Origin of the sequence: Stenotrophomonas sp. CFBP8994 (genome assembly GCF_034044835.1) — a bacterium.
GTDB lineage: Bacteria > Pseudomonadota > Gammaproteobacteria > Xanthomonadales > Xanthomonadaceae > Stenotrophomonas > Stenotrophomonas rhizophila_A.
The window spans coordinates 483,712-509,725 of record NZ_JAXCWT010000002.1; the positions used below are offsets into that span (position 1 = coordinate 483,712).

The following is a 26,014-nucleotide window of genomic DNA, read 5'->3' on the forward strand; positions in this document are numbered from 1 at the left end:
CCCGAGCGACCAGGGATCGTAGTGACACGCCATGCGTGTCAAAGCCATGCCCCTGCGCACGTAAACAAACCATGCACGTCCGGCCTCACCACCGAAGCCGACGCTCTCCAAGCGCTGCATTGAGCTGTTCAAACACCGCCCGCGCCTCGGCCTCCGGAAGATACCGCAGGCACAACGCGATGCTGCCGTTTGCCCCCGCCGTATCCAGCCATACGCTGGACGTGCCCAGCCACCGGTCCAGCGGCGAGCGGCCCAGCCGCAGCGCCTGCAGCTTGTCCAGCTCGGCAAACCGCCACCAGCGCTGCCACCAGCCACCACGCACGGCCACGTAACGCGCATCCAGGTGCCAGCCCATGTGCGCCATGGTGCGATGTGCGCGCAGCGCCGACCACGGCAGCCACGCCAGCACCAGCGCGCCCCACGGCCCCACTTCCCACACCGCACCGGCAGCCAGCAGCGGCACGATCACCAGGGCCGGCAGGCACAACCGCCACCAGCCGCGCAGCGGCACCGGCCGCCACTGCGCCGGTGGCCACTGCAGCTGCGGCAGAAGGTGCTGCACCAGCGTGTTGCAGGCCTCGGGCGTTGCCAGCGGCGCCAGTTCGCGCAGGTCGCGGCGTTCGCCATCGGTGGATGCACCGGCGGCGATATCGATGCGCAGGTGGCGGCGATTGAACCAGCGCTGCAGCGCGGTTTCGCGCAGCGTCCAGGACTGGATCCGCCGGCGCGCCACACTGGTGCGCATACGCGTGAGCAGGCCGCTGGCCACGGTGAGGCGGCGCTCGTGTTCGGTCAGCCGGAAGCCGTGATAGCGCAGCAGCGCCACCGCCACGGAGAACACCCGCAGCAGTGCCCAGAAGCCGATCATCATTACCAGTGCCGCCACGACCCAGACCCAGGTGGCCGGGTGCAGGGAGCTGGCATAGCCGAACGCCTGGCGGCCACCGTGTTCAATGGCGTCGTCGACCGCGCCGCGCGGGAACAGCTGGTACGACGCACCGATAGCGGCCAGCACCACCACCCAGCCGCGATTGGACAACAGCCCGACGCGCACCACATCGGCGGTACCCAGCTGCAGCAGGACATCTTCGGCCGGGACGTCGGTGGTTTGCACTGCCGTCGTATCCCCGCTGGCCACCTGCTGCTGCCCGCGTTGGCGCACCAGCTGCTCCAGCGCCAGCGCCTGGTCCAGCTTGAGCACGCGCATTTCCGCTTCCGGCCGGTTCCCGCCGGCCGATTCCAGGCGCAGTTCGGCCACGCCGAACAGCCGGTGCAACGGATTCTGGTGCACCACCACGTTGTGGATGCGTGCGAAGGGAATCTCGCGCCGGTTGCGGGAAATCACGCCGCTGCGCACGCTGATCGCATCGCGGCCGATCCGGTAATGGAAGGTGAGGTACTGCAGGATGGAAACGGCCACCAGCACCACGATCACCACCAGCGCGGCCAGGTTCGACCACATCTCCTCCTGGTCACTGTCGCCGCGGCCACCGAACACCACCAGCGCTACCAGCGGCAGCAGGAACTGGCGCAGCTGCATCAGCAGCACGAACAGCCACGACCATGGATGCAGGCGCTGGTCGGGGGCGCCGTCGTCAGCCAGGGGCGTGCTCACAGGGCGTCGTCGTCCTGGTCCAGCTGGCGCCCCAGCGTATCGCGCAGGTGCTCGGCATCGGCCTGGTCCAGCCCGGCCAGCGACACCGCACTGAAACGGCTGCCGGCGGTATGCACCACCAGGGTGGACAGCCGCGCGGTGCGTTCGATCGGGCCACGGCGCAGGTCCAGGTGCTGCACGCGCGACAGCGGCACCCGGGTCTCCAGCTGCCACATCAGGTCACGGCGCACGCCCAGCCCCTGCGCATCCAGCCGCCACCACGTGCGGCGCTGCCGGCGGAAGCCGAAGACGCCGCCGATCAGCGCGCCGGGAAGCAGCATGGCCGGTCCCGCGATCCAGCGCATCGGCAGGTCGAAGACCACCCACAGCGTGCCGAGCACGCCCCCGATGAAGATTGCACCGGTGATGGCGCCGGCCACGCCGGCGATGGTGGCCGCGCGCAGCGGCAGCGGCTGCCACGTGCCCTGGTCGGGCAGGGGTGGCGGGGACGGCAACGGGGCAGGGGACGGGTCGGACAAGGCAGGCGCTCGGCAGGAGGAAACATGCCGGGCGTCCACATCAGGTCGGCTGCGCCCGTCGCGCAGACGGTAGCAGGTTGGCGCGGGCTATTGCGCGGCCTGGATCAGCGCGTCCACATCCAGCAGGTGGCCGGCGCGTTCGGCCTTGGTGCGCAGGTAGTGCTCGTTCTCGGCGGTGATGTCGCCGGTCACCGGCACACAGTCCACCACCTCGATCCCGGCATGGCGCAGGCGCTGGGCCTTGGTCGGGTTGTTGCTGAGCAGCTGTACGCGCTGTACGCCCAGGCCCTGCAGCATCGCTACCGCGCTGCCATAGCGGCGCTCGTCGGCGCCGAAGCCCAGCTGTGCATCGGCATCGATCGTGTCCAGCCCATCGTGCTGGTAGCCGTAGGCGCGCATCTTGGCGGCAATGCCGGTGCCGCGGCCTTCCTGGTCCAGGTACAGCAGCACGCCACCGCCCAGTTCCTTGAGCTTGCGCAGCCCGCGCCGCAGCTGGTCGCCGCAGTCGCACTTGAGCGAGCCGAACAGATCGCCGGTCAGGCACGAGGAATGCACGCGCACCGGTACCACGCCGGCAAGATCGGGGTTGCCCACGATGATCGCCACCTGGTCGCGCTGGGCCACGCCGCCGCGGAACACCGCAAATTCGGTCATGCCCACTTCGCGCAGCGGCACCGGCGAGCGTGCCACCAGTTCATAGGCGTGCGCGGCCTGCTCGGCGCCCTGGGCCAGGTCGCACAGCGATACCTGCGCGCAGCTGTCGAAGCGGGCATCGCCCGGGGCCAGCAGTACCCCGACCATGGCCGGCAGCAGCAGGCCCAGCCGGGCGATTTCCACCGCGCCCTCATCCAGGGCCTGCCCGGCGGTCCAGCCAGCCGGCATCGGCTCGGCATCGCGCAGGTAGCTCAGCGAGGGCAGCGCATCGAAGTCGACCCCGGCCAGCGGGACGCGTGCGCCGTCTTCGGCGGCCACCCCCAGCACCCGCGCACGGGTAGCGGTCAGGAACAGGTAATGCTGCCCGGCGGCCACCCCGGCAAAGGCGGTGTAGCTGCTGCGCGTACTGCTGTCCAGGGCAATGAAAGCCAGGCGCTGGCCGTGGCCGTCATCGATCACCACCGGGCGGCCGGCACGCAGTTCGGCCACCGCGCGCTCGCAGCGGATCGCGGCCGGATCGCCGAACGGGGAAGAAGCAACTGGGGACATGGCAGGGGCCGTGGGGGACATCGTGGTTTCACAGTGGGGTCGGAAGGCGCCGATTCAATCGTGGCCGATGCGACGCAGCGTCGCGCTCAGTGCGGATGTCGGTCGGTGGCGTACGGGTCCACTTCGTCGCTGTGCGGCGGGCGCAGCGTGTAACGCTTGTAGGTCCACTGGTACTGGGCCGGATCGCGGCGGGCAATCGCCTCGATGCCGGCATTGAGCGCACTGGCGGCCGTGCGCGCGTCAGGATCGGCCACGGCGGCGTCAGCCGGCGTGATGTGCAGGGCGAACTGCATGCCCGGCCCGGTGCGTTCGCACCACCCGTACAGCACCGTGGCCCCGGTGCGCTCGGCCAGCCGGTTGACCAGGGTCATGGTCAGCGCTTCCACCCCGAAGAACGGGGCGAACACGCCATCGCCGGCCTTGGGTTGCTGGTCCGGCAGGATGCCGGTGGCGCCGCCGTCCTTGAGCACCTTGAACAGCTGGCGCACCGCCGGCCCTTCGGCCCGGACCTGCTGCACGTTGCTGCCGCCCCGGACCAGCTGCAGGAATTCATCGCCCACCGCTTCATCCGGCGCCTTGTAGACGATGGCGATCGGCCCGCGCGAGGCCAGCCACTGGTTGAGCAGCTCCCAGTTGCCGTAGTGCGGGGCGGCCACGATCACGCCCTTGCCGCTGGCCAGGGCTGCGTCGTACAGCGCCTCGCCATGGCGTTCGGTCAGCAGGGCCAGGTTCCTGTCGCGCGGACGGGTCCACAGGCGCAGGGTTTCCACTGCCTGCAGCGCGGTCGAGCGCAGCACCGCCTTGTGCAGGGCGTCGCGGTCCTCGGCCGACAGCTCAGGGTAGGCCAGCTCCAGGTTGCGCCGGGTCACCCGGCTCTCGCGGGCGTTCAGGGCGATCCATAGCCCGGCCAGGCCATGGGCAAAGCCGCGCAGCCAGGACCAGGGCAGGCGGGTGAACAAAGCGGCGGCGCGGTAGGCCAGGCGGGCAGTGGTTTGCGGTTTCATCGGGGCAAAGTCTAGCCGGTGCAGGCGCTTAACCCCTAAGGTAGGCCGCTTGTTCATCCTGGAAAGCCCCACCATGCTCGTCCTCATCCAGCGCGTTACCCAGGCCAGCGTCAGCGTGGACCACGCCGTGGTGGGCCAGATCGGCCCGGGCCTGCTGGCCCTGGTGGGGATGGAGCCGGGCGATACCGAGGCCCAGATCCGGCGGATGGCCGATCGCCTGCTTGGTTACCGTGTGTTTGCAGATGAGAGCGGGAAAATGAACCGATCCCTGGGGGAGACAGGGGGCGGCCTGCTGCTGGTGAGCCAGTTCACCCTCGCGGCAGACACGGCCAGCGGGATGCGCCCGGGCTTCAGTACCGCCGCGCCGCCTGACGAGGCTGAACGTGGATTCAACAGATTGGTGGAGATCTGTCGTCAAAAGCACGTTTCAGGGGTGGAAACCGGTCAGTTTGGCGCCCATATGGTTGTCAGCCTGATCAACGATGGTCCGGTGACCTTCCTGCTCAGACCCTGACCCCGGGACCACCGCCCGGGCCCGAGGGGCGCTGGGCTGGTATAATGCTAGGTTCTATTCCCTATCCCTGCCGGTGGCGCGAGCACTACATGGCCAACGAACGTCCTGCCCAGCAAAACGACATCAAGCTTCTGATCAGCAAGGGCCTGGAACAGGGCTACCTGACCTACGCCGAAGTCAATGACCACCTGCCCGACGACATTGTCGACCCGGAGCAGATCGAAGACATCATCGGCATGATCAACGGCATGGGCATTGATGTCCATGAAGTTGCGCCCGATGCCGAAACCCTGCTGCTCAACGACGGCAACACCGGTAACCGCGAAGTCGATGACACCGCGGCCGAAGAAGCTGCCGCCGCACTGAGCGCACTCGACACCGAAGGTGGCCGCACCACCGACCCGGTGCGCATGTACATGCGCGAAATGGGTACCGTGGAGCTGCTGACCCGCGAAGGCGAAATCGCCATCGCCAAGCGCATCGAAGAAGGCCTGGGCCAGGTCCAGGCTGCACTCGGCACCTTCCCGGTGTCGGTGGAATCGCTGCTGGCCGATTACGAAGCGCACAAGGAAGGCAAGAAGCGCCTGGCCGAAGTGATCGTCGGCTTCAACGACCTCGTGGAAGAAGTCCCGGCCCCGGTCGTGGCTGAAGACACCAGCGACGACGCCGATGCGGACGCCGACGAAGACGAAGAAGACGGCGACGACGTCGAAGAAGAAGCCGGCCCGACCGGTCCGGACCCGGAAGAAGTCGCCCGCCGCATGGCCGAGCTGGCTGCTGCCTACGCTGCCTTCAAGAAGGCGGCGACCAAGGCCGACCGCAAGCCGCTGACCAAGCTGCGCGACGACATGGCCGCCGTGTTCGTCACCCTGAAGCTGCCGTTGCCGCTGACCGACGTGCTGGTCAAGCAGCTGCGCGATGTGATGGCCGACATCAAGGGCCACGAGCGCCGCGTGCTGAACCTGGCCACCGTGACCGCCCGCATGCCGCGCAAGGACTTCATCCGTTCCTGGGAAGGCAACCAGACCAACCTGGAGTGGGTGGAAGACGCACTGAAGCGCAAGCAGAAGTGGTCTTCGGCCCTGCGTGACGTCAAGGACCAGATCATTGCCGAGCAGCAGGCCACCATCGACATCGAGAAGAACACCTCGCTGGAGCTGGAAGAGCTGAAGGAAATCAGCCGGGCCATGGCCTACGGCGAAGCCAAGGCGCGCAAGGCCAAGAAGGAAATGGTCGAAGCCAACCTGCGCCTGGTGATCTCCATCGCCAAGAAGTACACCAACCGCGGCCTGCAGTTCCTCGACCTGATCCAGGAAGGCAACATCGGCCTGATGAAGGCCGTGGACAAGTTCGAGTACCGCCGCGGCTACAAGTTCTCCACGTATGCGACCTGGTGGATCCGCCAGGCCATCACCCGTTCGATCGCCGACCAGGCGCGCACTATCCGTATTCCGGTGCACATGATCGAAACGATCAACAAGTTGAACCGCATTTCCCGCCAGATGCTCCAGCAGTACGGCCGCGAGGCCACGCCGGAGGAGCTGGCCAAGGAAATGGACATGCCGGAAGACAAGATCCGCAAGGTGATGAAGATCGCCAAGGAGCCGATCTCGATGGAAACCCCGATCGGCGACGACGAGGATTCCCATCTGGGCGACTTCATCGAGGACACCAACGTGGAGTCCCCGATCGAGAACACCACCAACATCAACCTGTCGGAAACCGTGCGTGACGTGCTGGCTGGCCTCACCCCGAGGGAAGCCAAGGTGCTGCGCATGCGCTTCGGCATCGACATGAACACCGACCACACCCTCGAGGAAGTGGGCAAGCAGTTCGACGTCACCCGCGAGCGCATCCGCCAGATCGAAGCCAAGGCGCTGCGCAAGCTGCGCCACCCGAGCCGCTCCGAGCAGCTGCGCAGCTTCCTGGACATCGATTGATTTCCAGGTAGTCGCGTAAATGAAAAAACCCCGCTTCGGCGGGGTTTTTTCATGGGCTGCCGCCAGCGACGGACGGATCGGGCAACGCCGCATCGCGCCGGACGCTGGCATACATGATGCCGGGGGGCGGGTAGGGTCGGTTCCCAAAACGACCGCCGACCTCGCTCATCGGCACGTTAGCGCATGACTCTGACCGAAGACCGCTTGTGCCCAGCCCGGCGCTTTGCCGGGCCTATCGGGCCATTGGCGCCATATCGCATTGGCGACATCAAGCGGGCCACGGGCCCGAACGATCGCAAAAGCGCTGGAGTAGGGCGTAGCACGCCCTGCTTCCACCCGTCCCCAGTAGCAAGCCCCACTTCGCCTCCACTACACTGTGCAACCGCGAAGGGCCTATAGCTCAACGGTTAGAGCAGAGGACTCATAATCCTTTGGTTCCAGGTTCGAATCCTGGTGGGCCCACCACATCTGAGCGCTGATAGCGATGTTGACCAGGTATTGGCCGGGTAAGCTGCCGCAATGATCAGACCCCTCACCGTAGTTGAGATCCAGGGCCGAAGTGAGCAGGGCATGACGCGCCCGTTTCACTGTCGCTGCGATGACGGCAACCTTTACTTCGTCAAAGGGCGCGCGGCAAGCCAGCGCAGCCTGATCTGCGAATGGCTTGGCGGCAATCTCGCTAGAGCTTTCGGTCTGCCGATTCCGGAATTCACGATCGCACAGGCAGCCCCCGAGCTTCTGGAACTGCACCCGGAAGGCCGAGACCTGGGGTCTATGCCTCTGTTTGCCTCGCGGAAGGTAGAACACGTGCAGGAGTTCAGCATTTCCCACTTGCATCAGGTGGATGACTGTCTGCAGCGCGATGTGCTGGCTTTCGACTGGTGGATCAACAATGGGGATCGCACCCTTACGGCCTACAGCGGGAACCCCAATTTGCTGTGGAGTACCGAGGCGCGCAAGCTGGTCGTCATTGATCAGAATTTAGCCTTCGATCCGGACTTTGACCCTGCTACGTTCAGTGTGACCCATGTCTTTGCAGGCCAGATAGATCTTTTGAATCAAGATCTTATAGAACCTCAGCGTCTACGCGAACTGTGCGGTCGGGCGCTGGCGGTTTGGGCCGATGCCTGCAAGAATGTCCCTCAAGAGTGGCAGTTTGTGGATGAAGAGCAGACCGTACCCACCAACTTCGATCCAGATGCTGTTCTTGCCCTGTTGAATAGATACTCCCATGAGGACTTCTGGAGGATGACTCCATGGCTCCGAGCCTGATGAATCCTGTTCCCTGCCAGTACGCAATCATTCGCTTTCTGCCTTACGCGGAAACGGGCGAGTTTGCCAATGTCGGCGTGGTGCTGGCCTGTCCGGCGACGGGCTACTTTGACTTCCGCCTGGTTCCCACCCGAAAAACCGGGCGCATCCGCGGCTTCTTTGAGCAGTTGGATCTGAAGATCTATCGCGACGCTCTGACCTACATGGGGGAGGAGCTTGAGCGCCTCCGCGCACTGGCTGCCAATGTCGCCATGGGCAATAAGGAAGCTGTGCGCCAACTGTTCATCGGATTGGTGCATCCACGGGAGACTTTGCTGCGATTCGGTGAAACCCGGGTCGTGATGGCAGAGGACCCTGATGCAATGCTCGGCCAGTTGTTCGCCAGGATGGTTGAGCGTGATTTCGCAAACAAGGATTATCACGACAAGTTGGTCGAGCGAGGGGTTCGCGAGCTGCTGCGCAAAGCGAACCTTCGGATGTATTTCAACGAAGCAGTGATCGGCAACGAAGATCTGCACCTGAACGTCCCGTTTGCTCACAAGCGTGGCGAGAATGTGCACCTTGCGATCAAACCCCTCGACCTCGCAAAGGATGAAGCCAGCAGAGTCTTCGATACCGGTGGTCGTCTTGTCGACCGCATCCAGCGTCTCAAGAAGCACAATCTTTTGCCGCCCGATATGCTGGTTGCTGTCCAGCGGCCCGACGGTAATGACCAGCGCATCTTGGGAGCCATCGATGAGATCGAAGGTGATCTGAGAAAGGCGGGTGTAGAAGTGGAGCGTGCGGACAACATTCGCGCCATCACCGCGTTTGCTAAGGCGGCTGCCCTTCACTGATTGCGTCGACCAGTGCGTCGCAAAAGACCATCGACTACGGAATGCAGAGCACGCTTCCAGCCTGCCGTTGATGCGCCGCGCACAGTTTGAGGCGCAGCGCGTTGACTCGGCTGTCTCCCAGCGTCAGCATGGCATCGTCACCGCAATATCGGTGGCCGGGATTTGCAGCCCGAAAAGCGAGGCGCATCAGCGCCCAGCCTGTTTGCAGGGCGCTGGATCTCAACTCAACTGAGGAATCCCGCCATGTCATCCGAAAATCTCACCGCGCCCACGCGCACATCCGTCGACTTCACCCACTACTTCGGCCAGATCGCCGATACCTTGGAGTGGGGGAGCTCCACCTGGCTTACGTTCGAAGAACATCTGACTGCCAACGACACGCCGTTCGAGGCGCTTACGCTCAGCGATGTCATTGGTGCCATTCACTCCACCCGCAGCGCACACCCTCACGCACCGGGTACCTTGGTCAACCGGTTGATCGGCGCGGACGATGTATCCAGGACGGATCTTTTCCGGGTCATCCGGGAGCTGCTGCGGATCTATGATCTGCGCATCGTGGAACTGCTGGCACTCATCGACATCCTGGAGCACTGCCCGGGAACCGTGGAAGATCTGACGATCAGGAACCTTCTGGCGTTGATCTCCGTTGTGGATGTCTACAACTCGCCGCTTACGCCTGCGGCTGTAACGGAGGCCACCAAGGCGGCTGCGGCGGTGCACTAGCGCCCTGGAGGTGTCCGTGACTGCCCAGCTGGGGAGTGGGTGATGGAAATGCGGCCCGCGCATGTTGTCGCGGGCTATGCGGAGAGTCGCCGGACCAACGGTCCGGCGCTACCGGTATTGCTGCTACAGAGCGTTCACAACTCCGGTTCCACACTGCTTGAGCCACTAGGGCAGTTCTGGAGATGGCTCATGCGTCGCATCAATGTCGCCTTGCTCGCTGCTGCCATCGCGGTCGCCGGAGCAGCGGGGTGTTCCCAGCAGAATCAGGAGGCACGCGAGAATGGCGTTCCTGTTGGCATGGCCAACCCGGCGTCCGAGTACTGCGTGAAGCGCGGTGGCAAGGTCATGATCGAGAAGGACCGGGACGGCAACGAGCGGGGCATCTGCCACTTGCCGGACGGCAAACGCATCGATGAGTGGGAGCTGTTCCGGCGGGACGCTCCGAAGAAGCCCAGCTAGAGTTCCGTGCCGCCAAGCGGAAGCCAGCTGGCTTCAGCCGGACCAACGGTCCGGCGCTACCCGTGCCTCACAGCCGATGATCGTGAGCGGCCTACTTGATGTTCTTCCCGACTTCTTTGGCCGCACGATCAATCGTATCGGCCACCACCTTGGGCTGGGTCATGAAGACGGCATGGCTCGCAGGCACTTTGGTGATCTGCGCGTTGATGCGTTCGGCCATGTGGATCAGCATCGCCTGATCAAACGCCTTGTCTTCAGTGGCGATCACCGCCCAGCTCGGCGTGGTGCGCCACGCCGCATGCGTCACTTTAGTGCCAAACGCCGACATGTTGATCGGCACCTGCGAATCGCGCAGGAATGCCGCGTCCGCATCGGTGGTGTCATGCGCAAAGCCTGCCTTGAACTTGTCGGGCTTGATGAAGCCAAACCCGTCGCTTCCAGTCTCGATCACGAACTCAGGCGTGGGCGCAAAACCGGTGTACAGCTGCGCCGTGGTCTCGCCCGCATCCGGCGCCAGCGCCGAGACGTAGACCAGCCCGGCAACCTTGTCGTGCACACCCGCTTCGGTAATCACGGTGCCGCCCCACGAATGCCCGACCAGGATGGCCAGCCCATCCTGACGATCCAGCACGCGCTGGGTGGCCTTCACGTCGTCAGCGAGCGAGGTCAGCGGGTTCTGCACGATCGACACGTGGTAGCCACGCGCGGTCAGGTCGTCGTACACCCCACGCCAGCCGCTGCCATCGGCGAAGGCGCCATGCACCAGCACGACGTTGTGCACCGGTTGGTCGCGAACGGCGTCGCTGGCCTGGGCGGGGGAGAGGGCCGCCGCCAGGGCGACCGCGAACACTGCAGGGATGAGCTTGAACATGGACGACTCCTCGGGACGGTGGGATTGCGGGGGCGGCGTTGGCCGGCAGGGGTACTTTGCCGGCCACGAGCGAACGATCGGTCGCATAAAGTCCTGATAACTTGATCCGGCGTCCGAATCTCCCCGGACCTGCGTCCCTCACACCGTAGGCACCGTCCCGCCGTCGATGGTGTACTCCGTGCCCGAAATCGAAGCCGCGCGTGGCGAGACCAGGAACGCGATGAGGTCGGCCACCTCGCCCGGCTGCGCCGGTCGCCCCAGCGGAATGCCGCCCAGGCCGTCCATGACCCGTTTCCTGCCGCCTTCGTAATCGGTCTGTGCTTCGGCCGCGATACGTTCGACGAAGGCGACGGAGGCTTCGGTTTCAATCCAGCCCGGCGCGACCCGCACCACCCGCACGCCCTTCGGCGTGACTTCCTTGGACAGTGCCTTGCTGTAGGTGGACAGGGCGGCCTTCGCGGCGGCATAGGCGGTGGTCGCCTCGGGCAGCGGCAGGGTGCGCTGGATCGAAGTGACGTGCAGGATCACGCCGGACCCCTGCGTGATCATCGCCGGCAGCAGTGCGCGATCCAGCCGCACGGCAGGCATCAGATTAAGATCCAGCGCGTTGGCCCATTCGGCATCGTCCAGCGCGGCGAACCCGCCGGCAGGTGCCGATGAGCCGCCCACCACGTTGATCAGCACGTCGATGCCGCCGAGGTGATGCAGCGTTGCCTCGCCGGCCTGGCGGGCGCCTTCAGCGCTGGCGAGATCTGCTTCCATGTAATGCACACCCTTGATGGGGGCGCGCGGCAAGGTACGCGCTGTTGCCACCACGCGTGCGCCCAGCCCCGCCAGCAGCTCGACCACCGCCGCGCCCAGCCCGCGCGTGCCGCCGGTAACCAGCACGCGCTTCCCGGTCAGTTCCAGATTGAAGTTCATGCCGCGATCTCCAGCCGGGCGATCTTCCCGCGCTCGAGGGTGAAGGCATAGCGCAGGTCCAGCGGGCTGCCGGGGAAATTGCCCGCAACGGTGCTGGTGATCAGGTAGCTGCGGCCATGCTGCTCCAGCGCGTGCGGCGTGGCGGTGTAGCTGTACCGGGCGGCGGCATCGGTCTTCCACGCCTCGATGGCCGCAGGCCCGACATGGGTATGGCCTTCGTCCAGCACCACCCCATCGCGGGTGAAGCAGCGGGCCACGGCCGCGGCGCCCTGGCTGTCGGCGTGGAAGTAGGCGGCTATCGGCTCGGGCAGGTTCAGGTCTTTCATGGCAGTGCTCCAGTGGGTTCGGGGTGGAGCAAGCGTGAGCCGATCTGGAGGGTAAGAGAATCGCCTATGATCGGATCAAACCATGTAGGGAACAGTGCACAATGCGCGGCGCTGAATTCGCGGAACTGAAGGCCTTCGTGGCGGTGGTGGATCGCGCCAGCTTTGCCCGGGCGGCCGATCACCTGGGCCTGTCCCGGTCTGCCCTGAGCCAGGTCATCCGCCAGCTGGAATCGCGCCTGGGCGTTCGCCTGTTGAACCGGACCACCCGCAGCGTGTCGCCCACCGAAGCCGGGCGCCGGCTGCATGAGCGCATAGCGCCGATGCTGCGCGACATGGACCAGGCGGTTGCCGAAGCGGTCGGTGCCAACGCGCGCGCGGCGGGCACGCTGCGCATCAACACGCTGAGCATGGCGGCGAAGAAGGTGATCGCCCCGCGCCTGGGCCGGTTCGCGCAGGCGCATCCGGAGGTGGTGCTGGACATCGTGATCGACGATGGCCTGGCCGATATCGCCGGTGAGGGCTTCGACGCCGGGATCCGGGTGGGTGGGCGCCTGCAGAAGGACATGGTGGCGGTGCGGCTGACGCCGGACATCGAATTGCTGGCGGTGGCGTCGCCCGACTACCTCGCCAGGTCTGGTGAGCCCAGGACACCGGATGACCTCGGTAACCACGCCTGCATCAACTGGCGTTTCCCGGGCAGCGGAAAGGTGGCGGGATGGGAATTCATCAAGCGGGGCAGGCGCGCCGAGTACGTCGGCGAGGGCCCGCTGATCTCCAACCACCAGGACATCGTGGTGCCCGCTGCCCTGCAGGGGCTGGGTATCCTGTACGCCTACAATGACGACGGCATCGCCGAGGCCTTGCGCGATGGAAGGCTGCGGCGCGTGCTGGCCGACTGGTCGCCTACGGTGCCGGGCCTGTATCTGTACTATTCCAGCAGGCGTTACCTGCGTCCCGCGCTGCGCGCCTTCATCGACTGCCTGCTCGACCGCGACCTTGGCGGTGACGATCATGCCTCGCCTTCCCAGCCCCCCGGAGTTCCATGAGCGCCAGCATCAGCGCGTTGTCGCGCATGGCCACCCTTCTCGTTGCCGTGCCGCTGCTCCTGGGAGCGTGCGGAAGGACCAGTCGCGAGACCGTTTTATCCGCCGATCCGCTGAAGGTCGTGGCGGTGACGCAGAGTACGCTGGACATCAACGTCAGCCAATACCGGAAGTACACCCGCTATGACCTGTACGTGGATGGCGAGAAGCTGTCCGACGCTGGCTTTGCAGCGCTGCTGCAGGACCCGGAAGCACTGAAGGATCCGGTCGTGCACAGCGACGTGGTGGTGCTGGATGAATCCTCCATCCTGCTGGCATCGCACAACGACACCGGCGCCCGCTGCTGGGCGACGCGGCTCTCCGCCAGTGGCGGTGAGGTGCATCTTCAGAAGATCATGAAAAGCAGCATCGACTGCGCGCCCGACCCGGCGCCGCCGGGATGGTCAGCGTTTTACGATGAGGGCAGCAATCTGCTGTTGGTCCGCCACACCCCCTTCCATGTCTACCCGATCCCAGGTTACTGGTACGTGCTCCTGATCCAGGGCGATGTCGTCGCCGTGTACCAGAAGGATCGAGAGCAGGAGCGCCTGGTCGTAAGGCTGGTACGCATGTCGTCCCAGCAGACGCTGGCAGAGCAGATACTGCCGATGGACACCTACGCCGAACCCGACCTGATGAATGCGTCGGCGCAACTGCGGCAGCAGTGGCTGATGGATAACTTCGCCGTGGCCACGGCTCCTGCCGCGTCGCTACAGTTGCGCGCGGACAATCGGCTCGAAACCATATCGCCGGAGACATGGGCCGAGTACAAGGAGATCGATCGCCTCAACCGCGAGGAGGACGCGCGCGACCAGGCCGCTGCCGCAGCCCGCGAACGGGCGTTTTACGAAAGCACACCACCCGGATTGCCTACTCAGCCCTGAGCCTGGTGCATGCCAGGCAGCGCAATCTGGTTTGCGGCACGGCGATGCTCAATCATGCGGATCAGTAGGTGATTCGGATCTGTGCCATGTCGTCCATGGTATCGCCCTGATTTCTGTCGGGTGACTCCGGGACGAGCGCGCCAGCATCGCCATAAGCTATTACCGTCCGTGTGCGCAGGAAAGATGAAGGCGCCGGATATGTATCCGGCGCCTTGCGTAACACGGCGGCCATTGGCCGAACGCGACGTTACTTCTGCTGCAGGAATGCCAGCAGGTCCTGGTTGACCTTGTCCTTGTGGGTCTCGGTCAGGCCATGCGGTGCACCCGGATACACGATCAGTTTCGCGCCCGGGATCAGCTTGGCCGACATGCGGCCGGCGAGATCGATCGGAACGATCTGGTCGTCATCGCCGTGGATGACCAAGGTGGGAACGTTGAACTTCTTGAGGTCCTGACGGAAGTCAGTGGCCGAAAACGCGGCGACCGAGTCATAGGTGTTCTTCAGGCCGCCCTGCATACCTTGTGCCCACCACGCATCAATCAGTGTCTGGTTCGGCTTGGCACCGGGGCGATTGAAGCCGTAGAACGGGCCACTGGGAATGTCCTTGAAGAGCTGCGAGCGATTCTCCAGCTGTGCCTTGCGCAGGCCGTCAAACACCTCGATCGGTACACCACCGGGGTTGTCGGTGGTCTTGAGCATGAACGGCGGTACCGAACTGATCAGCACGGCCTTCTTGACCCGACCGGTGCCATGGCGGCCGATGTAGCGCGCCACTTCACCACCACCGGTGGAGAAGCCGACCAGGGTCACGTCCTTCAGGTCGAGGGTGTTGATTACCGTGGCCAGATCGTCTGCGTAATGGTCCATGTCGTTGCCATCCCACGGCTGGCTGGAGCGCCCATGACCGCGGCGATCATGGGCGACCACGCGGTAGCCGTGGTTGGCCAGGAACATCATCTGCGATTCCCAGCTGTCCGAATCCAAGGGCCAGCCGTGGCTGAAGGTGACCACCGGACCGTCCTTCGGGCCCCAGTCCTTGTAGTACAGCTGCACGCCGTCGGCGGTGGTGATGTAGCTGGCCGTGCGCGCCTCGCCGGCGACAACGCTCGGGCGCGCCGGCTCGGCAGCCGAAGCGGTGGCAGTTACATGGATGGCGAGAGCGAGAGCGGTGGCAGCCAGCGTGCGGGTGATCGTCTTCATGGGGTGTCCTGCAAAAAGGTGGATGGATGCGACAGGGGTTACTTTGGACCCCTTGAATGGACGAAGGATGGCTTAAAGTCCCGAAAAGTTGATTTGGGGTCCACCTGTCTGCCGAACTCAGAAATCCCAGAACACCGGCACCCAGCGGAAGACGTCACCATCGGCCGAGACGCGGCCGACCGACGGGAACGGCAGGTGGGTGGCCACCAGCATCTCGCCGGTACCGGCCAGCTCGTTGAGCAGGGTGATGCGCACCTGCGCGGCGCCTTCTGGATCGTGTTCGAACCCGTTGTGCCAGTTCGGCTGCTCGAAGCCCACTGCGAAGATGGCGTCACCAGCAAAGGTCAGGGCCTCGCCATTCGAGTTCAGGCGCACCACGCTGTGGCCGGGCGTGTGGCCGCCGGTGCGGTGCGCGGTGACGCCCGGCGCAATCTCGTGCACCTCGTCAAAGGTGCGCACATAGCTGCCGTACTCGGCCAGGAAGTGGGTAGCGGTGGCGCGCAGCGCATCCGGGAAGCCCGGCGGCATGTTGGTGCGGGCGAAGTCGGGCGCCTTCCAGAAGTCCACTTCGGCGGCGGCCACGTGGATGCGCAGCTCCGGGTGCAGCTGTTCCTTTACGCCATCCACCAGCAGGCCACCGATGTGGTCCATGTGCAGGTGGGTGATCACCACGTCGGTGATCTCGCCAAGGTTGATACCCGAAGCGCCCAGGCGGCGGATGAGCTGGCCGGCGCGCGGCAGGTTCAGGTCGGGGTCCATGCCCAGGCCTGCGTCGATCAGGATGTTGCGGTCCCCGCTGCGCACCACCATCACGTTCAACGCCCAGTCCAGCGCATCCGGCGGCAGGTACATCTCTTTGAACCACGGCGCGCGTTCGGCGGCGGAGACGTTGTGGCCAAGCATCTGGGTGGGCAACGGCAGCACGCCATCGCTGACCACCAGCACGTCGATATCGCCCACCTTGAGCGCGTAACGTGAGGGAACCAGTTCGTCGAGCGCCGGCGGGGGCCGGGCTACGGTGTTTTCCAGGGTGAACATGAGGAAATCTCCTTGGCGGGATCCACGGCAGGGGCGCCGTGCGAGATCAGCCTAGGGAAGGGCGCGCGCGGCCAGTAGATCCGCGCAGGGGCTCACACTGTTGCCGATCACGCAGCAATGCCGGCGCGTTACCGGTGACGGCGAACATACATGCGTGTATCTAGACTGGCCCCATGCCCAACCCCACACCTGTCCGCTTGGCCGACATCAACATCGAGTCCTACATCTTCTTCGGTGCAGGCGCGGCGGTCGCGTGGCAGCTTGCCGACCCCGGCGTGGGGCGCGGCGTGGCCCGCCACAGCCAGACATTAATGCGGCCGTTTTCAAGGCTGCGGGCCACCATGAGCTACATCTACGCGGTGTCGCTGGGTACGGACGAGGACCGGGCCACCATCGCCCGCCATGTCAATCGCGCGCATGTGCCCGTGCAGGGCGAGGGCTACAGCGCATTCGATCGCGACCTGCAGTTGTGGGTCGCGGCAACGCTCTACCGCGGCGGGCTGGAGATGTACGAACTGTTCGTTGGCCCGGTTCCTGAAAGCAGCCGCGAACCGTTGTATCAAGAGGCGTGGGCCTTCGGTCGCACGCTGCAGGTGGCAGACGAGCAGTGGCCGCCCACGGCCGATGCCTTCGATGCGTGGTGGGAGAGCCGTCAGCTGGACCTGCGCGTGGACGAGGAAGTGCGCAGCTACCTGCATGCCGTGCTGGGAAACGGAGCCCCGTGGTACCTGCGCCCAGCGCTGCCGCTGCAGGCGTTCGTGACGCGGGCGATGTTGCCACCGCACCTGAGACAGATGTTCGCATTGCCATGGACGCCGGCAGACGAGAAGCGCTGGCAGCGCTTTCGTCGTTGGGCACCGCGTCTGTATTGGCTGCAGCCGCGCTGGCTTCGGCATCTGCCGGCGCGGTACTTCCTGCGAAAGCTCAGGCAGCTTGGGAAGTGAGCGAATTTTGAAAGCCGCTTGCCTCCCATGGCGGTTCAATGCGCTTTCGCCGTGTGTGGCGAGAAACCCCGGATGCAGTCGTTGGCAACGGGTTATGGCTGTATGAAGCAGAGAGGATGCGTTGCGGACGCGGGTTCGATTCCCGCCAGCTCCACCACATGTGCACCAGCCTCGGTGCCCAGCTGAAGGGGCTGCACTGGTTTCGACGTGGCGAGCAATCAATGTGGACAGCCCGAGAGGCGACCGACGTAATCGGCGCAAAAACTGTAATCGCCAATGCTGATTACTACGATCAGGACGAGGAAGTCATTCTCCGCGCAGCCTGATTCACGCAAGCGCACGTGATTACCGAACGCGCAACCACCCCGCCGGCAACGGCGGGGTGGCTTCATGCGTCAACTGGCATCAGAACTTCCAGCCCACCCGCGCGTAGTAGAACCCGCCGTTGAAGCCGTACGGTGAATGCACCGGGTACTCCGCGCCGGCCACGCCGGACCACGGGTTCTTGGCCGGGGTGCGGTCGAACAGGTTCTGCGCGCCCAGGCTGAAGTACAGGCCCGAATCGAACTTCCAGCCCACTTCGGCATCCACGATCAACGCGCTGCCGCCGTAGATCGGCAGGCCACCATCGGCCGCCGAAATCACGCCGCTGTCCAGGTGATCCTCATACCACGAGCTGTAGTAGTTGAAGCGCAGGTTGGCGTTGAAGATCTGGCGCTGGTGGTGAATGCTGAAGTAACCCTTGGTCTTGGGCAGCGACTTCTCCAGCTTGTACACGCGCGCTTCGTCGATGAAGTCCGGGTCGAAGCGGTCGACCTCGGTCCGGTTCCAGTTGGCGGCCAGCGAGTACGTGGTGTCGCCCCCGAAGTGGGTGCTCTTGAAACTGGTGACCAGGTCGACGCCGGTGGTGGTGGTGTCAAACGCGTTGCCGAAGTAGGTCACCTGCGAAATCGAGGCCGCTTCCGGGTTGCCGCCGGCCACCAGCGCCGCACGTTCTTCCGGGGTCACTGCGAAGCTGGTGCTCAGCGCGATGCGGTCTTCGACCTTGATCTGGTAACCGTCCAGGGTGATCAGCCAATCGCCTTCGGTCCACACCGCACCCAGCGAAACGTTCTTCGATTCTTCCGGGGTAAGCGGCTGGGCGCCCTTGAGCTGGGCGATGGGATTGGTCGGCGGCAGGGTGGCGATGTCTTCCAGTGCGGTGCCGCCGAACACGGTGCTGATCTGGCTGATGTTCGCCTGGCCGGGGGTCGGGGCACGGAAGCCGGTGTTGTAGGCGCCGCGCAGCGCGAAGTGCTCGTTGAAGTCGAAGCGCGCGGTGACCTTGCCGTTGGTGGTGCTGCCGAACGAATCGAAGTCTTCGAAGCGCAGCGCGCCGGCCAGCAGCAGGCGCTCGGTGACCTGCGCTTCCAGGTCTGCATACGCGGCCCAGTTGCGGCGGTCGAAGGTGCCGGCGGTACGCGTGCTGAACCCGTTGAAGCCGTTGGAGCCCAGCGCGAAGCCCTGTTCGGTCAGCGGACCGATCGCGGTGGACGGACCATCGCCAGGACTGATCTCGAAGCTCTCTTCGCGCCACTCGGCACCCACGGCCAGGCGCAACGGTTGGCTGGTGAAGCTGGTGGCGATATCGCGGCTCACGTCGATGTTGGCGCTCTTTTCGGTCTGCGTGTTGCCGCCCGGACGGAAGTAGAGGCCGGCCGGCTGGTCCGGGCCGAGCGAGGCATTGACGGTGTTATAGATGATGAACTCGATATCGTTGCGGCCCCACGACCCGCTCACGTCCCAGTACCACTCGCCCCAGTTGCCCTTGGCGCCGGCGTACACGGAGCTGTCTTCCAGCTTGCCGCCGAAGCGCGGTGTGAAGCCGCCCGGCAGGCTGGACAGGAAGGTGTAGCAGTTGGCCGGCAGCGCGGCGACCGCACCGCTCACCGTGCTGTACGGCAGCAGGTTGCCACCGCCGTCGCGCAGCGCGATGGTCGGGCAGGCGCCTGCACCGGTGAGGTTGCCGACCAGCAGCGTGTCGCCGCCGTCGTTGGAGTACACGCCCGAACGTGCGGTGGGATCGCGGAAGTAGAAGCCGCCATCCACGTCGCGCTTGGCGTAGTTGCCGAACAGGTAGAAGTCCACGCTGTCGGTACTCAGGCCCAGGTTGGCGACCAGCTTGAGGTCGTCGTCGACCTTCGGCGAGCCCCACACCTGCGCCGGCTCGCCCACGCCCGGGTAGCCGGCGGCGATGGCCGCGGCGGCATCATCGCGCTGCACGCTGCGCGAGGTGTCGTCGACCTTGCGCCACTCGGCGGTCAGCGTGGCAAAGCCGCGCTCGGTGAGTGGCAGGCCGATCTGCGCCGAGTACTGGGTGGTGAGTCCGTCGCCCTTGTAGTACTGGCCGGTGAACACTTCGGCCGTGCCGCCTTCGCGCAGCTTCTTCAGGCCGAAGTTGATCACGCCGGCAATGGCATCCGAACCGTATTGGGCGGCGGCGCCGTCGCGCAGCACGTCCACCTGTTCCAGTGCCAGCGAGGGAAACACGGAAAGGTCCGGGCCCTGTGCGCCATCGGACAGGCCGTGGCCCAGGAAGGTGATGACCGCCGCGCGGTGGAAGCGCTTGCCGTTGACCAGCAGCAGGGTGTTGTCCGGCGGCAGGCCACGCAGGTTGGCCGGACGGATCAGGCTGGCCGCGTCATCGATGGGAATGGTGCTGACGTTGAACGAGGGGACCAGCACTTTGAGCTGGTCGAGTGCATCGGTGGCGCCTTGGTTGCGGAACTCTTCGCCGCTGATGATGTCGATGGGTACCGCGGACGAGGAAACGGTGCGGGGCTTGGTGCGGCTGCCCAGTACTGAAACCGTATCGAGGGTCGCGGTTTCCGGGTTGGTCGAAGCATTGTCGCTGTTCTGTGCCACCGCGGCGGAACTGGTGAGCAGCAGTGCGGCAGCGAGTGCCGCCTTTACTGAAGATGCCAATGGCGAAATTGCTTTCGGAGCGTGAACACACTTGCCAATGCGGTCGTTCATGCATGCACCCTGCAGTCTGGTTGTGGTTGGGTCGTTCTCGTTACGTGCTCATCCGGTGGTTCTCCTTGCGTGCCAGCGGACCTGGTGCGCTGCACAAATACTTAACAGAACGTAAACAATACTGCAACGTATCTTTCGTTTTGACCTCATTCGTTCAAGAGACGTGAGGCCAAAGGGGCCCGCATCCGCCCCCGTTGAATGCGGAAAAGCGGAGAAAAGTGTGATTTGGATCTCATCTGAAGTGAGATCGGTGCCGCGAATCTGGACAGATCTGGCCTGTCAGCCCGCTGGAATCAGGGCGCTTCCAGCGATGCCTGCAACGCGGCCGCGAGGGCCGCATCGCCGCTGACCAGGTCCACCCAGCGCAGATCCAGCCCCTTGCGGTGGCCTTTGCGCACCAGCTTCAGACCCTCGGGGTCGAGGGTCAGGGTGTAGGACTCATCGCCAATCTGGACTTCGCGGCGCAGGGGTTTGTCGAGCGGCGTCATGGGAACGGTCTCGTGTCATTCATCCTGCAGCGATCCGCGGATCGAGCGCGCCAGGTCGCTGCGGGTGAACGGTTTGCCCAGGATGGCGATGTTGCGACCCACCGCGCCGCTGGCGTCGATGTCGCGCGGGTAGCCGGAGGTGAACAGCACCCGCAGCGCCGGTTTGTGCGCCAGCGCGCGTTTGGCCAGTTCCCAACCGGACATGCCGGGCATCACGATGTCCGAGAACAACAGGTCCACGTCCACGTCGGTGCGCTCGAGCAGGCGCATGGCCGAGGCGCCGTCGTGTGCTTCAAGCACGCGGTAACCCAGCTGCCGCAGCGTGTCCACGGTATACGCGCGCACGTCGTCGTTGTCCTCGGCGACCAGCACCGTGGCCTCCTCCTGCATCTCGTAACCGCCCAGGCCTCGGTGCTCGGTCTGGCCGGCCTGCGGCAGCTCGGCTGCCGAACGCGGGAACAGCAGGGTGATCGACGTGCCGGCACCGGGCGCGGAATCCACCAGCACGTGGCCGCCGGACTGCTTGACGAAGCCGTACACCATGGACAGGCCCAGGCCAGTGCCGCGCCCAACTTCCTTGGTGGTGAAGAACGGTTCGAACACGCGGGTCAGCGTCTCGGCGGACATGCCGTGGCCGGTGTCCTTGACCCGCAGCATTGCGTAATGGCCCGGCGGAACGTCGGGGTTCTGCGCCGTGAAGTCATTGTCCAGGTGGGCGTTGTCCACTTCGATCACCAAGCGGCCGCCTTCCGGCATGGCATCGCGGGCGTTGACCGCCAGGTTGAGCACGGATGCCTCCAGCTGGCTGGGGTCCACTTCCACGCACCAGATGTCCGGGTGGTGCACGATTTCCAGCTGCACCAGTTCGCCCAGCGAACGGTGCAGCATGTCTTCCATGTCGCGCAGTTGTGCATTGAGGTCGACCGGCAGGCTGCGCAGGGGTTGCCGGCGCGAGAACGCAAGCAGCCGCTGGGTGACATTGGCCGCGCGCATCACGCCCTTCAGGGCGTTGTCCAGTGCGCGCGTGGAGCCGTCCGCCACATCGCCCAGACGCTCGGTGAGCAGCTTGGCGTACTCCACGTTGCCGGCGATCACGGTCAGGATGTTGTTGAAGTCATGTGCGATGCCGCCGGTGAGCTGGCCCACGGCTTCGATCTTCTGGCTCTGCCGCAGTGCTTCCTCGGCTTGGCGGCGCGCGGTGGTTTCCACCGCCTCGGAAACCACGGCGGTGATGGTGCCCTGGTGGTCGAGCAACGGGCGGAACGAGAACTCGAAGGTGCGTTTGCCGGTGGGAAGCAGCAGGTCCAGCTCATGCCGCGAAGCGTTGCCTGCGGCCGCCTCCAGCACGGCCTGGCAGACGATGGCCGGCACGCCTTCGGTACTGGCGAACCAGGCCGATTCGCAGTACAGCGCGCCGCGGACATCCTCCTTGGTGGCCAGGATCGCGGCCAGCGAGGCGGAGTTGGTGTCGATGATGTGCCCATCGAGGGTCAGCAGGTTCTGGTGCTGGAAGCTGGATTCGAACAGCGCCTGCAGGCGGCTTTCGCTGCGGTGCAGGGCAGAGGTGCGTTCGTTGACCTGGCGCTCCAGTGATTCGTTGCTGGCTTTCAGCAGGGCCTGGGCGTGCTTGAGCTCGCTGATGTCGCGGGCCATGGCGTAGTAGCCCATGACCGACCCGTCGGCATCCAGCTCGGGTACGAAGTCCACCTGGGCGTAGCGCGGTGCGCCGGCGCGGCGGGGGGTGAGCGCCTCGAAACTGACCTTCTGTCCGGTCAGGACCTTGTCGAAATGCTCCTGCAGCAGCGCGAAGCCTTCATCACCGACGAGCTCGCGGGCGTGCAGGCCGACCACGTCTTCCGGCGCCAGGCCATGCCATTCGACGTAGGCCTGGTTGGCGAAGCGGTAGTGGTGCCCGCGATCGAGGTACGCAATCAGGGCCGGCAGCGAATCGGTGATCAGGCCCAGCCGACGGTGGCTTTCGTGCAGCTCGGTTTCCACCCGGCGCAGCCTGCGGCGCTCCTTGGCTTCGTTGATCGCGCGCAACACGGCCTCGGGCAGGCGCTGCAGGCGCGACTTGACCACGTAGTCGCGGGCGCCGCGCTTGAGCGCCTCGACCGCGAGTTCCTCGGTCAAGGTGCCGGAGACGAAGATGAAAGGCACTTCGGGCGCGATGTCGGTGGCCAGCACCAAGGCCAGGTCGCCGCTGAAACCGGGCAGCACATGGTCGGCCAGGATCACATCGAAGTCGTTGTTCGCCAGTGCATCGCGCATTCCCTGGTCCGACCAGGTGCGCTCCGCAGTGAAGGGCAGGCCGGCGCGGCTGAGCTGAAGGGTGATCAGCTCCGCGTCCAGCGCGCTGTCCTCCACCATCAGAATGCGGATCGGCTTGCCGGTTACATCCTCAGCCATCTTTTCGACTCTTCGCGCCAAACAGTGTGCCGTGCGGCGGCGGCTGGTTGGTGATGCCCCAGAACATGCCCAGCCCCTGGATGGCTTCCAGGAATTCCTTGAAATCGACCGGCTTGACCACGAAGGCGTTCACGCCCAACTCGTAGCTGCGGATCAGGTCCTGCTCCTCTCGCGAGGAGGTCAGCATCACCACCGGGGTGCTGCTGATCGCGGCATCGCCGCGGATTTCCCTGAGTACTTCCAGCCCGTTGAGCTTGGGCAGTTTGAGGTCCAGCAGCACCACCACCGGGCCGCCGTGCATGGCGCCCTCGTACCGGCCCTCGGTACGCAGGTACTCCAGCGCCTCCACACCGTCCCGCACATGGGTGACATCGTTCAGCAGCTGGCAACGGGCTAGTGCAGCCATCGTCAGCTCAGCGTCCTTCGGATTGTCTTCCACGAGCAGAATCGGCCGCAGATCTCTCATACTTTGTCTCCAGTAGCAAAGGGAATGGTGAAATAGAATTTGGCGCCCACTCCCACCTGGCCTTCCGCCCAGGTCCTGCCGCCGTGGCGGGTGATGATGCGGTGCACGTTGGCCAGGCCGATGCCGGTGCCTTCGTACTCGTCAGCATGGTGCAGGCGCTGGAACACGCCAAAGAGCTTGTCCACGTAGCGCATGTCGAAGCCGCAGCCGTTGTCCTGGACGTAGAACACGTTTTCGGTATCGGTGCGGTAGTGGCCCACTTCGATGACCGTGTTGGGCGTATCGCGGGTGAATTTGATCGCGTTGGAGAGCAGGTTCTGCCAGACCAGGCGCAGCATGCCCGGGTCGGCCTGAACGCGCGGCAGATGCGGCACCACCCAGTGGATGGTGCGGCCGTCGTATTCCATGTCCAGCTTGTGCCGGACGTCCTCGACCAGGGCGGTCATGTCCATTGCGATCTGACCCATCGTGGACCTGCCCATCTGCGAGAAGCTGAGCAGGTCGTCAACCAGTGTTCCGGCCGATTGTGCAGATTCAACGATGGTGTCGAGAAATCTCTTTTCTGAATCGTTTAGCCGCTCGCCGGCCGAGGCCCACAGCAGCTCCGAATAGCCGACGATGTGGCGGAACGGTGCGCGCAGGTCGTGGCTGACTGAATAGGAGAATGCCTCCAGCTCCTTGTTGCTGCGCAGGAGCTGTTCGTTGAGCGCGGCCATTTCCTCGGCCTTGCGCAGCACGATGTCGACAATGGCGGTACGTAGTTCCAGCGCCGCGTCGCGATCCACGTCGTTCCAGGGCAGAGACTGCTTGCGTACCGTTTCCTTCCAGCCCTCGAACGAGGTGCGCGGGGACAGCGGCAGGCCGGTATCTTCCTTGCGAGGGTCACCGCCCCAGCGCACGGTACGCACGACCTCGGGCCGGAACCACAGCACGTAGCTGTCGTGGATCTGGGAAATGGAAATGGCCAGCACGCCGCTGGCGACGTCGGCGAAGGCATCGGCCGGCGCCCACTCCAGCGGCAGCCGGTCGGTACAGACCAGGTCCCCGTCATGCTGCTGCGCCGTCAGCCACTGCACCAGCGACATCACCTGCGGTTCGTCAGGGCACTCGCCATGCAGGATGCACTCGCCGCGATGCACGATCGCCGCGCCGACGGACTGGGTCAGCGCAAGCAGGCTCTGCTGGTCCCGGCCCAGCGCGGCCATGAAATCCTGGTCGCCGGCCATGCGGCCGAGCAGGCGCACCTGGATCGCGCGACGGGCGATGCGTTCTTCGACCACGGCCGCGCGTTCCTTCAGCGTGATCTGCAGCGACAGGATCTGGCCGATGAACTCGCAGGCGGTGCGCACATGGTAGGGAACACGCTTGGGCGCCTGGTTGTGGCAGGAAATCAGCCCCCACAGCTCGCCTTCGCGCAGCAGCGACACCGACATCGATGCGCCCGTGCCCATGTTGCGCATGTACTGCAGGTGCACCGGCGACACGCTGCGCAGCACGGAGGGGCTGAGGTCGGTGGGCGGGGCATCGGCGTTGGCGGCGTCGCGCACCAGCGGTACGGCCTGGTAATCGCTGTCGGCGATCAGGCGGACGCGGTTCTGCCGGTATAGCGCGCGCGCCTGCGCGGGGATATCCGATTCGGGGAAGCGCAGGTCCAGGTAGCTGGGCAGAACCCCGTTGCCATCCTCGGCGACGACCGCGCCATTCCATTCCTTGTCGAACTGATAGACCAGGGTCCGGTCGAAACCGGTCAGCTCGCGGATCTGCACGGCGGCGAGCTCGCACAACTCCTGCGTGCTGGCCACCCGCTCGATGGCACCCATGAAGCGGCGGATCGCCGGGTACAGGTCTTCAAGCGAGCCCGGTTCACCGGACACCGGCTCCTCAAGCTCCACGATGAGATCGTTGCCGGTCCGATGGGCCAGCACCTGGTGCCTGCCATGTTCACCGATCGTGTGTGCGCCCAGGAACTGGGAGGTGTCCGGCTTGAGCGCCTCAAGGGTCGGTCGGCAGGCGGCCAGCGTGGCGCCCAGCACCACATCCACCGTCTGGCCGAGCGGGTCGCCGAAGGTCTCGATCAGGTCCGGGCGCGACAGCGCGCGTTCCTTGACCCGCAGGGTGGCGGGGTCGAGGACGAGGATCAGGCCGTAGGGTTGAATCGCTCCCGGAGTGCGTATCGGCTCTCTGGCACAGCTGTTGAGATCCAACGCGGGTTCACTCACTTTCCAGGACGACATTCGTTGACCCCCACCGGGTACCGTAATCAAAAGACGCTGCTCAACCACTGG

The 26,014-nt window shown here is 65.1% G+C and carries 23 protein-coding genes and 1 tRNA gene; 10 read left to right on the forward strand and 14 right to left on the reverse strand.

The annotated features are described in order from the left end of the window. Positions 1-85: 85 nt before the first annotated feature. The 4 genes from SOM39_RS06885 to SOM39_RS06900 form a co-directional block, all read right to left on the reverse strand. A complete protein-coding gene (locus SOM39_RS06885; protein WP_320457894.1) occupies positions 86-1,615 on the reverse strand; it encodes a PH domain-containing protein in 1,530 nt (509 codons plus the stop codon). Beyond that, complete coding sequence (locus SOM39_RS06890; protein ID WP_245356735.1) at positions 1,612-2,133, reverse strand: PH domain-containing protein; 522 nt, start codon at positions 2,131-2,133, stop codon at positions 1,612-1,614. The genes SOM39_RS06885 and SOM39_RS06890 overlap by 4 nt, the downstream gene beginning before the upstream one ends. A gap of 87 nt (positions 2,134-2,220) precedes the next feature. Next, a complete protein-coding gene (gene ribA, locus SOM39_RS06895) occupies positions 2,221-3,357 on the reverse strand; it encodes a GTP cyclohydrolase II RibA (RefSeq protein WP_217537991.1) in 1,137 nt (378 codons plus the stop codon). A 65-nt stretch (positions 3,358-3,422) separates the two neighbouring features. Continuing rightward, positions 3,423-4,340, reverse strand: coding sequence for a lauroyl acyltransferase (locus tag SOM39_RS06900; RefSeq protein ID WP_320457895.1), 918 nt, complete (start codon positions 4,338-4,340; stop codon positions 3,423-3,425). Positions 4,341-4,413: 73 nt separating this feature from the next. Here SOM39_RS06900 and dtd point away from each other — a divergent pair, with 73 nt between their 5' ends. From dtd to SOM39_RS06935, 7 genes are all read left to right on the forward strand, one after another. After that, positions 4,414-4,854, forward strand: coding sequence for a D-aminoacyl-tRNA deacylase (dtd, locus tag SOM39_RS06905; protein WP_068854158.1), 441 nt, complete (start codon positions 4,414-4,416; stop codon positions 4,852-4,854). Between the two features lie 89 nt (positions 4,855-4,943). After that, positions 4,944-6,794 (forward strand): RNA polymerase sigma factor RpoD, encoded by a 1,851-nt coding sequence (gene rpoD, locus SOM39_RS06910; RefSeq protein ID WP_068854157.1) that lies wholly within the window; start codon positions 4,944-4,946, stop codon positions 6,792-6,794. Between the two features lie 389 nt (positions 6,795-7,183). Next, positions 7,184-7,259, forward strand: a tRNA-Ile gene (locus tag SOM39_RS06915). 54 nt (positions 7,260-7,313) lie between these two features. Continuing rightward, positions 7,314-8,066: a HipA family kinase gene (locus SOM39_RS06920; RefSeq protein ID WP_320457896.1), complete on the forward strand. Its 753-nt coding sequence runs from the start codon at positions 7,314-7,316 to the stop codon at positions 8,064-8,066. Then, complete coding sequence (locus SOM39_RS06925) at positions 8,051-8,902, forward strand: DUF3037 domain-containing protein (protein WP_320457897.1); 852 nt, start codon at positions 8,051-8,053, stop codon at positions 8,900-8,902. The genes SOM39_RS06920 and SOM39_RS06925 overlap by 16 nt, the downstream gene beginning before the upstream one ends. A 243-nt stretch (positions 8,903-9,145) precedes the next feature. Continuing rightward, positions 9,146-9,625: a hypothetical protein gene (locus tag SOM39_RS06930; RefSeq protein ID WP_217535627.1), complete on the forward strand. Its 480-nt coding sequence runs from the start codon at positions 9,146-9,148 to the stop codon at positions 9,623-9,625. A gap of 189 nt (positions 9,626-9,814) precedes the next feature. Continuing rightward, positions 9,815-10,084 (forward strand): DUF333 domain-containing protein, encoded by a 270-nt coding sequence (locus tag SOM39_RS06935; RefSeq protein ID WP_145479067.1) that lies wholly within the window; start codon positions 9,815-9,817, stop codon positions 10,082-10,084. Between the two features lie 91 nt (positions 10,085-10,175). Here SOM39_RS06935 and SOM39_RS06940 read toward each other — a convergent pair whose 3' ends face one another. The 3 genes from SOM39_RS06940 to SOM39_RS06950 form a co-directional block, all read right to left on the reverse strand. Beyond that, positions 10,176-10,955 carry an alpha/beta hydrolase gene (locus SOM39_RS06940; protein WP_320457898.1) on the reverse strand — a complete coding sequence of 260 codons (780 nt, stop codon included), beginning with the start codon at positions 10,953-10,955 and terminating at the stop codon, positions 10,176-10,178. Between the two features lie 138 nt (positions 10,956-11,093). After that, the gene (locus tag SOM39_RS06945) at positions 11,094-11,876 is read right to left on the reverse strand and encodes an SDR family oxidoreductase (RefSeq protein WP_320457899.1); all 783 of its coding nucleotides are present in this window, start codon (positions 11,874-11,876) and stop codon (positions 11,094-11,096) included. After that, the gene (locus SOM39_RS06950; RefSeq protein WP_320457900.1) at positions 11,873-12,202 is read right to left on the reverse strand and encodes a nuclear transport factor 2 family protein; all 330 of its coding nucleotides are present in this window, start codon (positions 12,200-12,202) and stop codon (positions 11,873-11,875) included. The genes SOM39_RS06945 and SOM39_RS06950 overlap by 4 nt, the downstream gene beginning before the upstream one ends. A gap of 101 nt (positions 12,203-12,303) precedes the next feature. On the opposite strand from SOM39_RS06950, the gene SOM39_RS06955 reads away from it, so the two are divergent. Both SOM39_RS06955 and SOM39_RS06960 read left to right on the forward strand, forming a co-directional pair. Beyond that, positions 12,304-13,248, forward strand: coding sequence for a LysR family transcriptional regulator (locus SOM39_RS06955; protein WP_320457901.1), 945 nt, complete (start codon positions 12,304-12,306; stop codon positions 13,246-13,248). Continuing rightward, positions 13,245-14,168: a hypothetical protein gene (locus SOM39_RS06960; RefSeq protein ID WP_320457902.1), complete on the forward strand. Its 924-nt coding sequence runs from the start codon at positions 13,245-13,247 to the stop codon at positions 14,166-14,168. Before SOM39_RS06955 ends, SOM39_RS06960 begins: the two co-directional genes overlap by 4 nt. A gap of 247 nt (positions 14,169-14,415) precedes the next feature. Here SOM39_RS06960 and SOM39_RS06965 read toward each other — a convergent pair whose 3' ends face one another. Together SOM39_RS06965 and SOM39_RS06970 are read right to left on the reverse strand one after the other, a co-directional pair. After that, a complete protein-coding gene (locus tag SOM39_RS06965) occupies positions 14,416-15,369 on the reverse strand; it encodes an alpha/beta hydrolase (protein WP_320457903.1) in 954 nt (317 codons plus the stop codon). 117 nt (positions 15,370-15,486) lie between these two features. Next, positions 15,487-16,407 (reverse strand): MBL fold metallo-hydrolase, encoded by a 921-nt coding sequence (locus SOM39_RS06970; RefSeq protein ID WP_320457904.1) that lies wholly within the window; start codon positions 16,405-16,407, stop codon positions 15,487-15,489. Positions 16,408-16,604: 197 nt separating this feature from the next. Between SOM39_RS06970 and SOM39_RS06975 the strand changes: the two genes are divergently transcribed. Beyond that, positions 16,605-17,351 carry an oxygenase MpaB family protein gene (locus tag SOM39_RS06975; RefSeq protein WP_320457905.1) on the forward strand — a complete coding sequence of 249 codons (747 nt, stop codon included), beginning with the start codon at positions 16,605-16,607 and terminating at the stop codon, positions 17,349-17,351. A gap of 405 nt (positions 17,352-17,756) precedes the next feature. Here the strand turns inward: SOM39_RS06975 and SOM39_RS06980 are convergent, their stop codons facing one another. The 5 genes from SOM39_RS06980 to SOM39_RS07000 form a co-directional block, all read right to left on the reverse strand. Further along, positions 17,757-20,315, reverse strand: coding sequence for a TonB-dependent receptor (locus SOM39_RS06980; RefSeq protein ID WP_320457906.1), 2,559 nt, complete (start codon positions 20,313-20,315; stop codon positions 17,757-17,759). Positions 20,316-20,659: 344 nt separating this feature from the next. Continuing rightward, positions 20,660-20,854 carry a hypothetical protein gene (locus tag SOM39_RS06985; RefSeq protein WP_093534700.1) on the reverse strand — a complete coding sequence of 65 codons (195 nt, stop codon included), beginning with the start codon at positions 20,852-20,854 and terminating at the stop codon, positions 20,660-20,662. Between the two features lie 15 nt (positions 20,855-20,869). Continuing rightward, positions 20,870-23,263, reverse strand: coding sequence for a PAS domain-containing protein (locus SOM39_RS06990; RefSeq protein ID WP_320457907.1), 2,394 nt, complete (start codon positions 23,261-23,263; stop codon positions 20,870-20,872). Further along, positions 23,256-23,729 carry a response regulator gene (locus SOM39_RS06995; protein WP_217535648.1) on the reverse strand — a complete coding sequence of 158 codons (474 nt, stop codon included), beginning with the start codon at positions 23,727-23,729 and terminating at the stop codon, positions 23,256-23,258. The genes SOM39_RS06990 and SOM39_RS06995 overlap by 8 nt, the downstream gene beginning before the upstream one ends. Beyond that, the gene (locus tag SOM39_RS07000; protein WP_320457908.1) at positions 23,726-25,963 is read right to left on the reverse strand and encodes an ATP-binding protein; all 2,238 of its coding nucleotides are present in this window, start codon (positions 25,961-25,963) and stop codon (positions 23,726-23,728) included. Before SOM39_RS07000 ends, SOM39_RS06995 begins: the two co-directional genes overlap by 4 nt. Positions 25,964-26,014 lie beyond the last annotated feature (51 nt).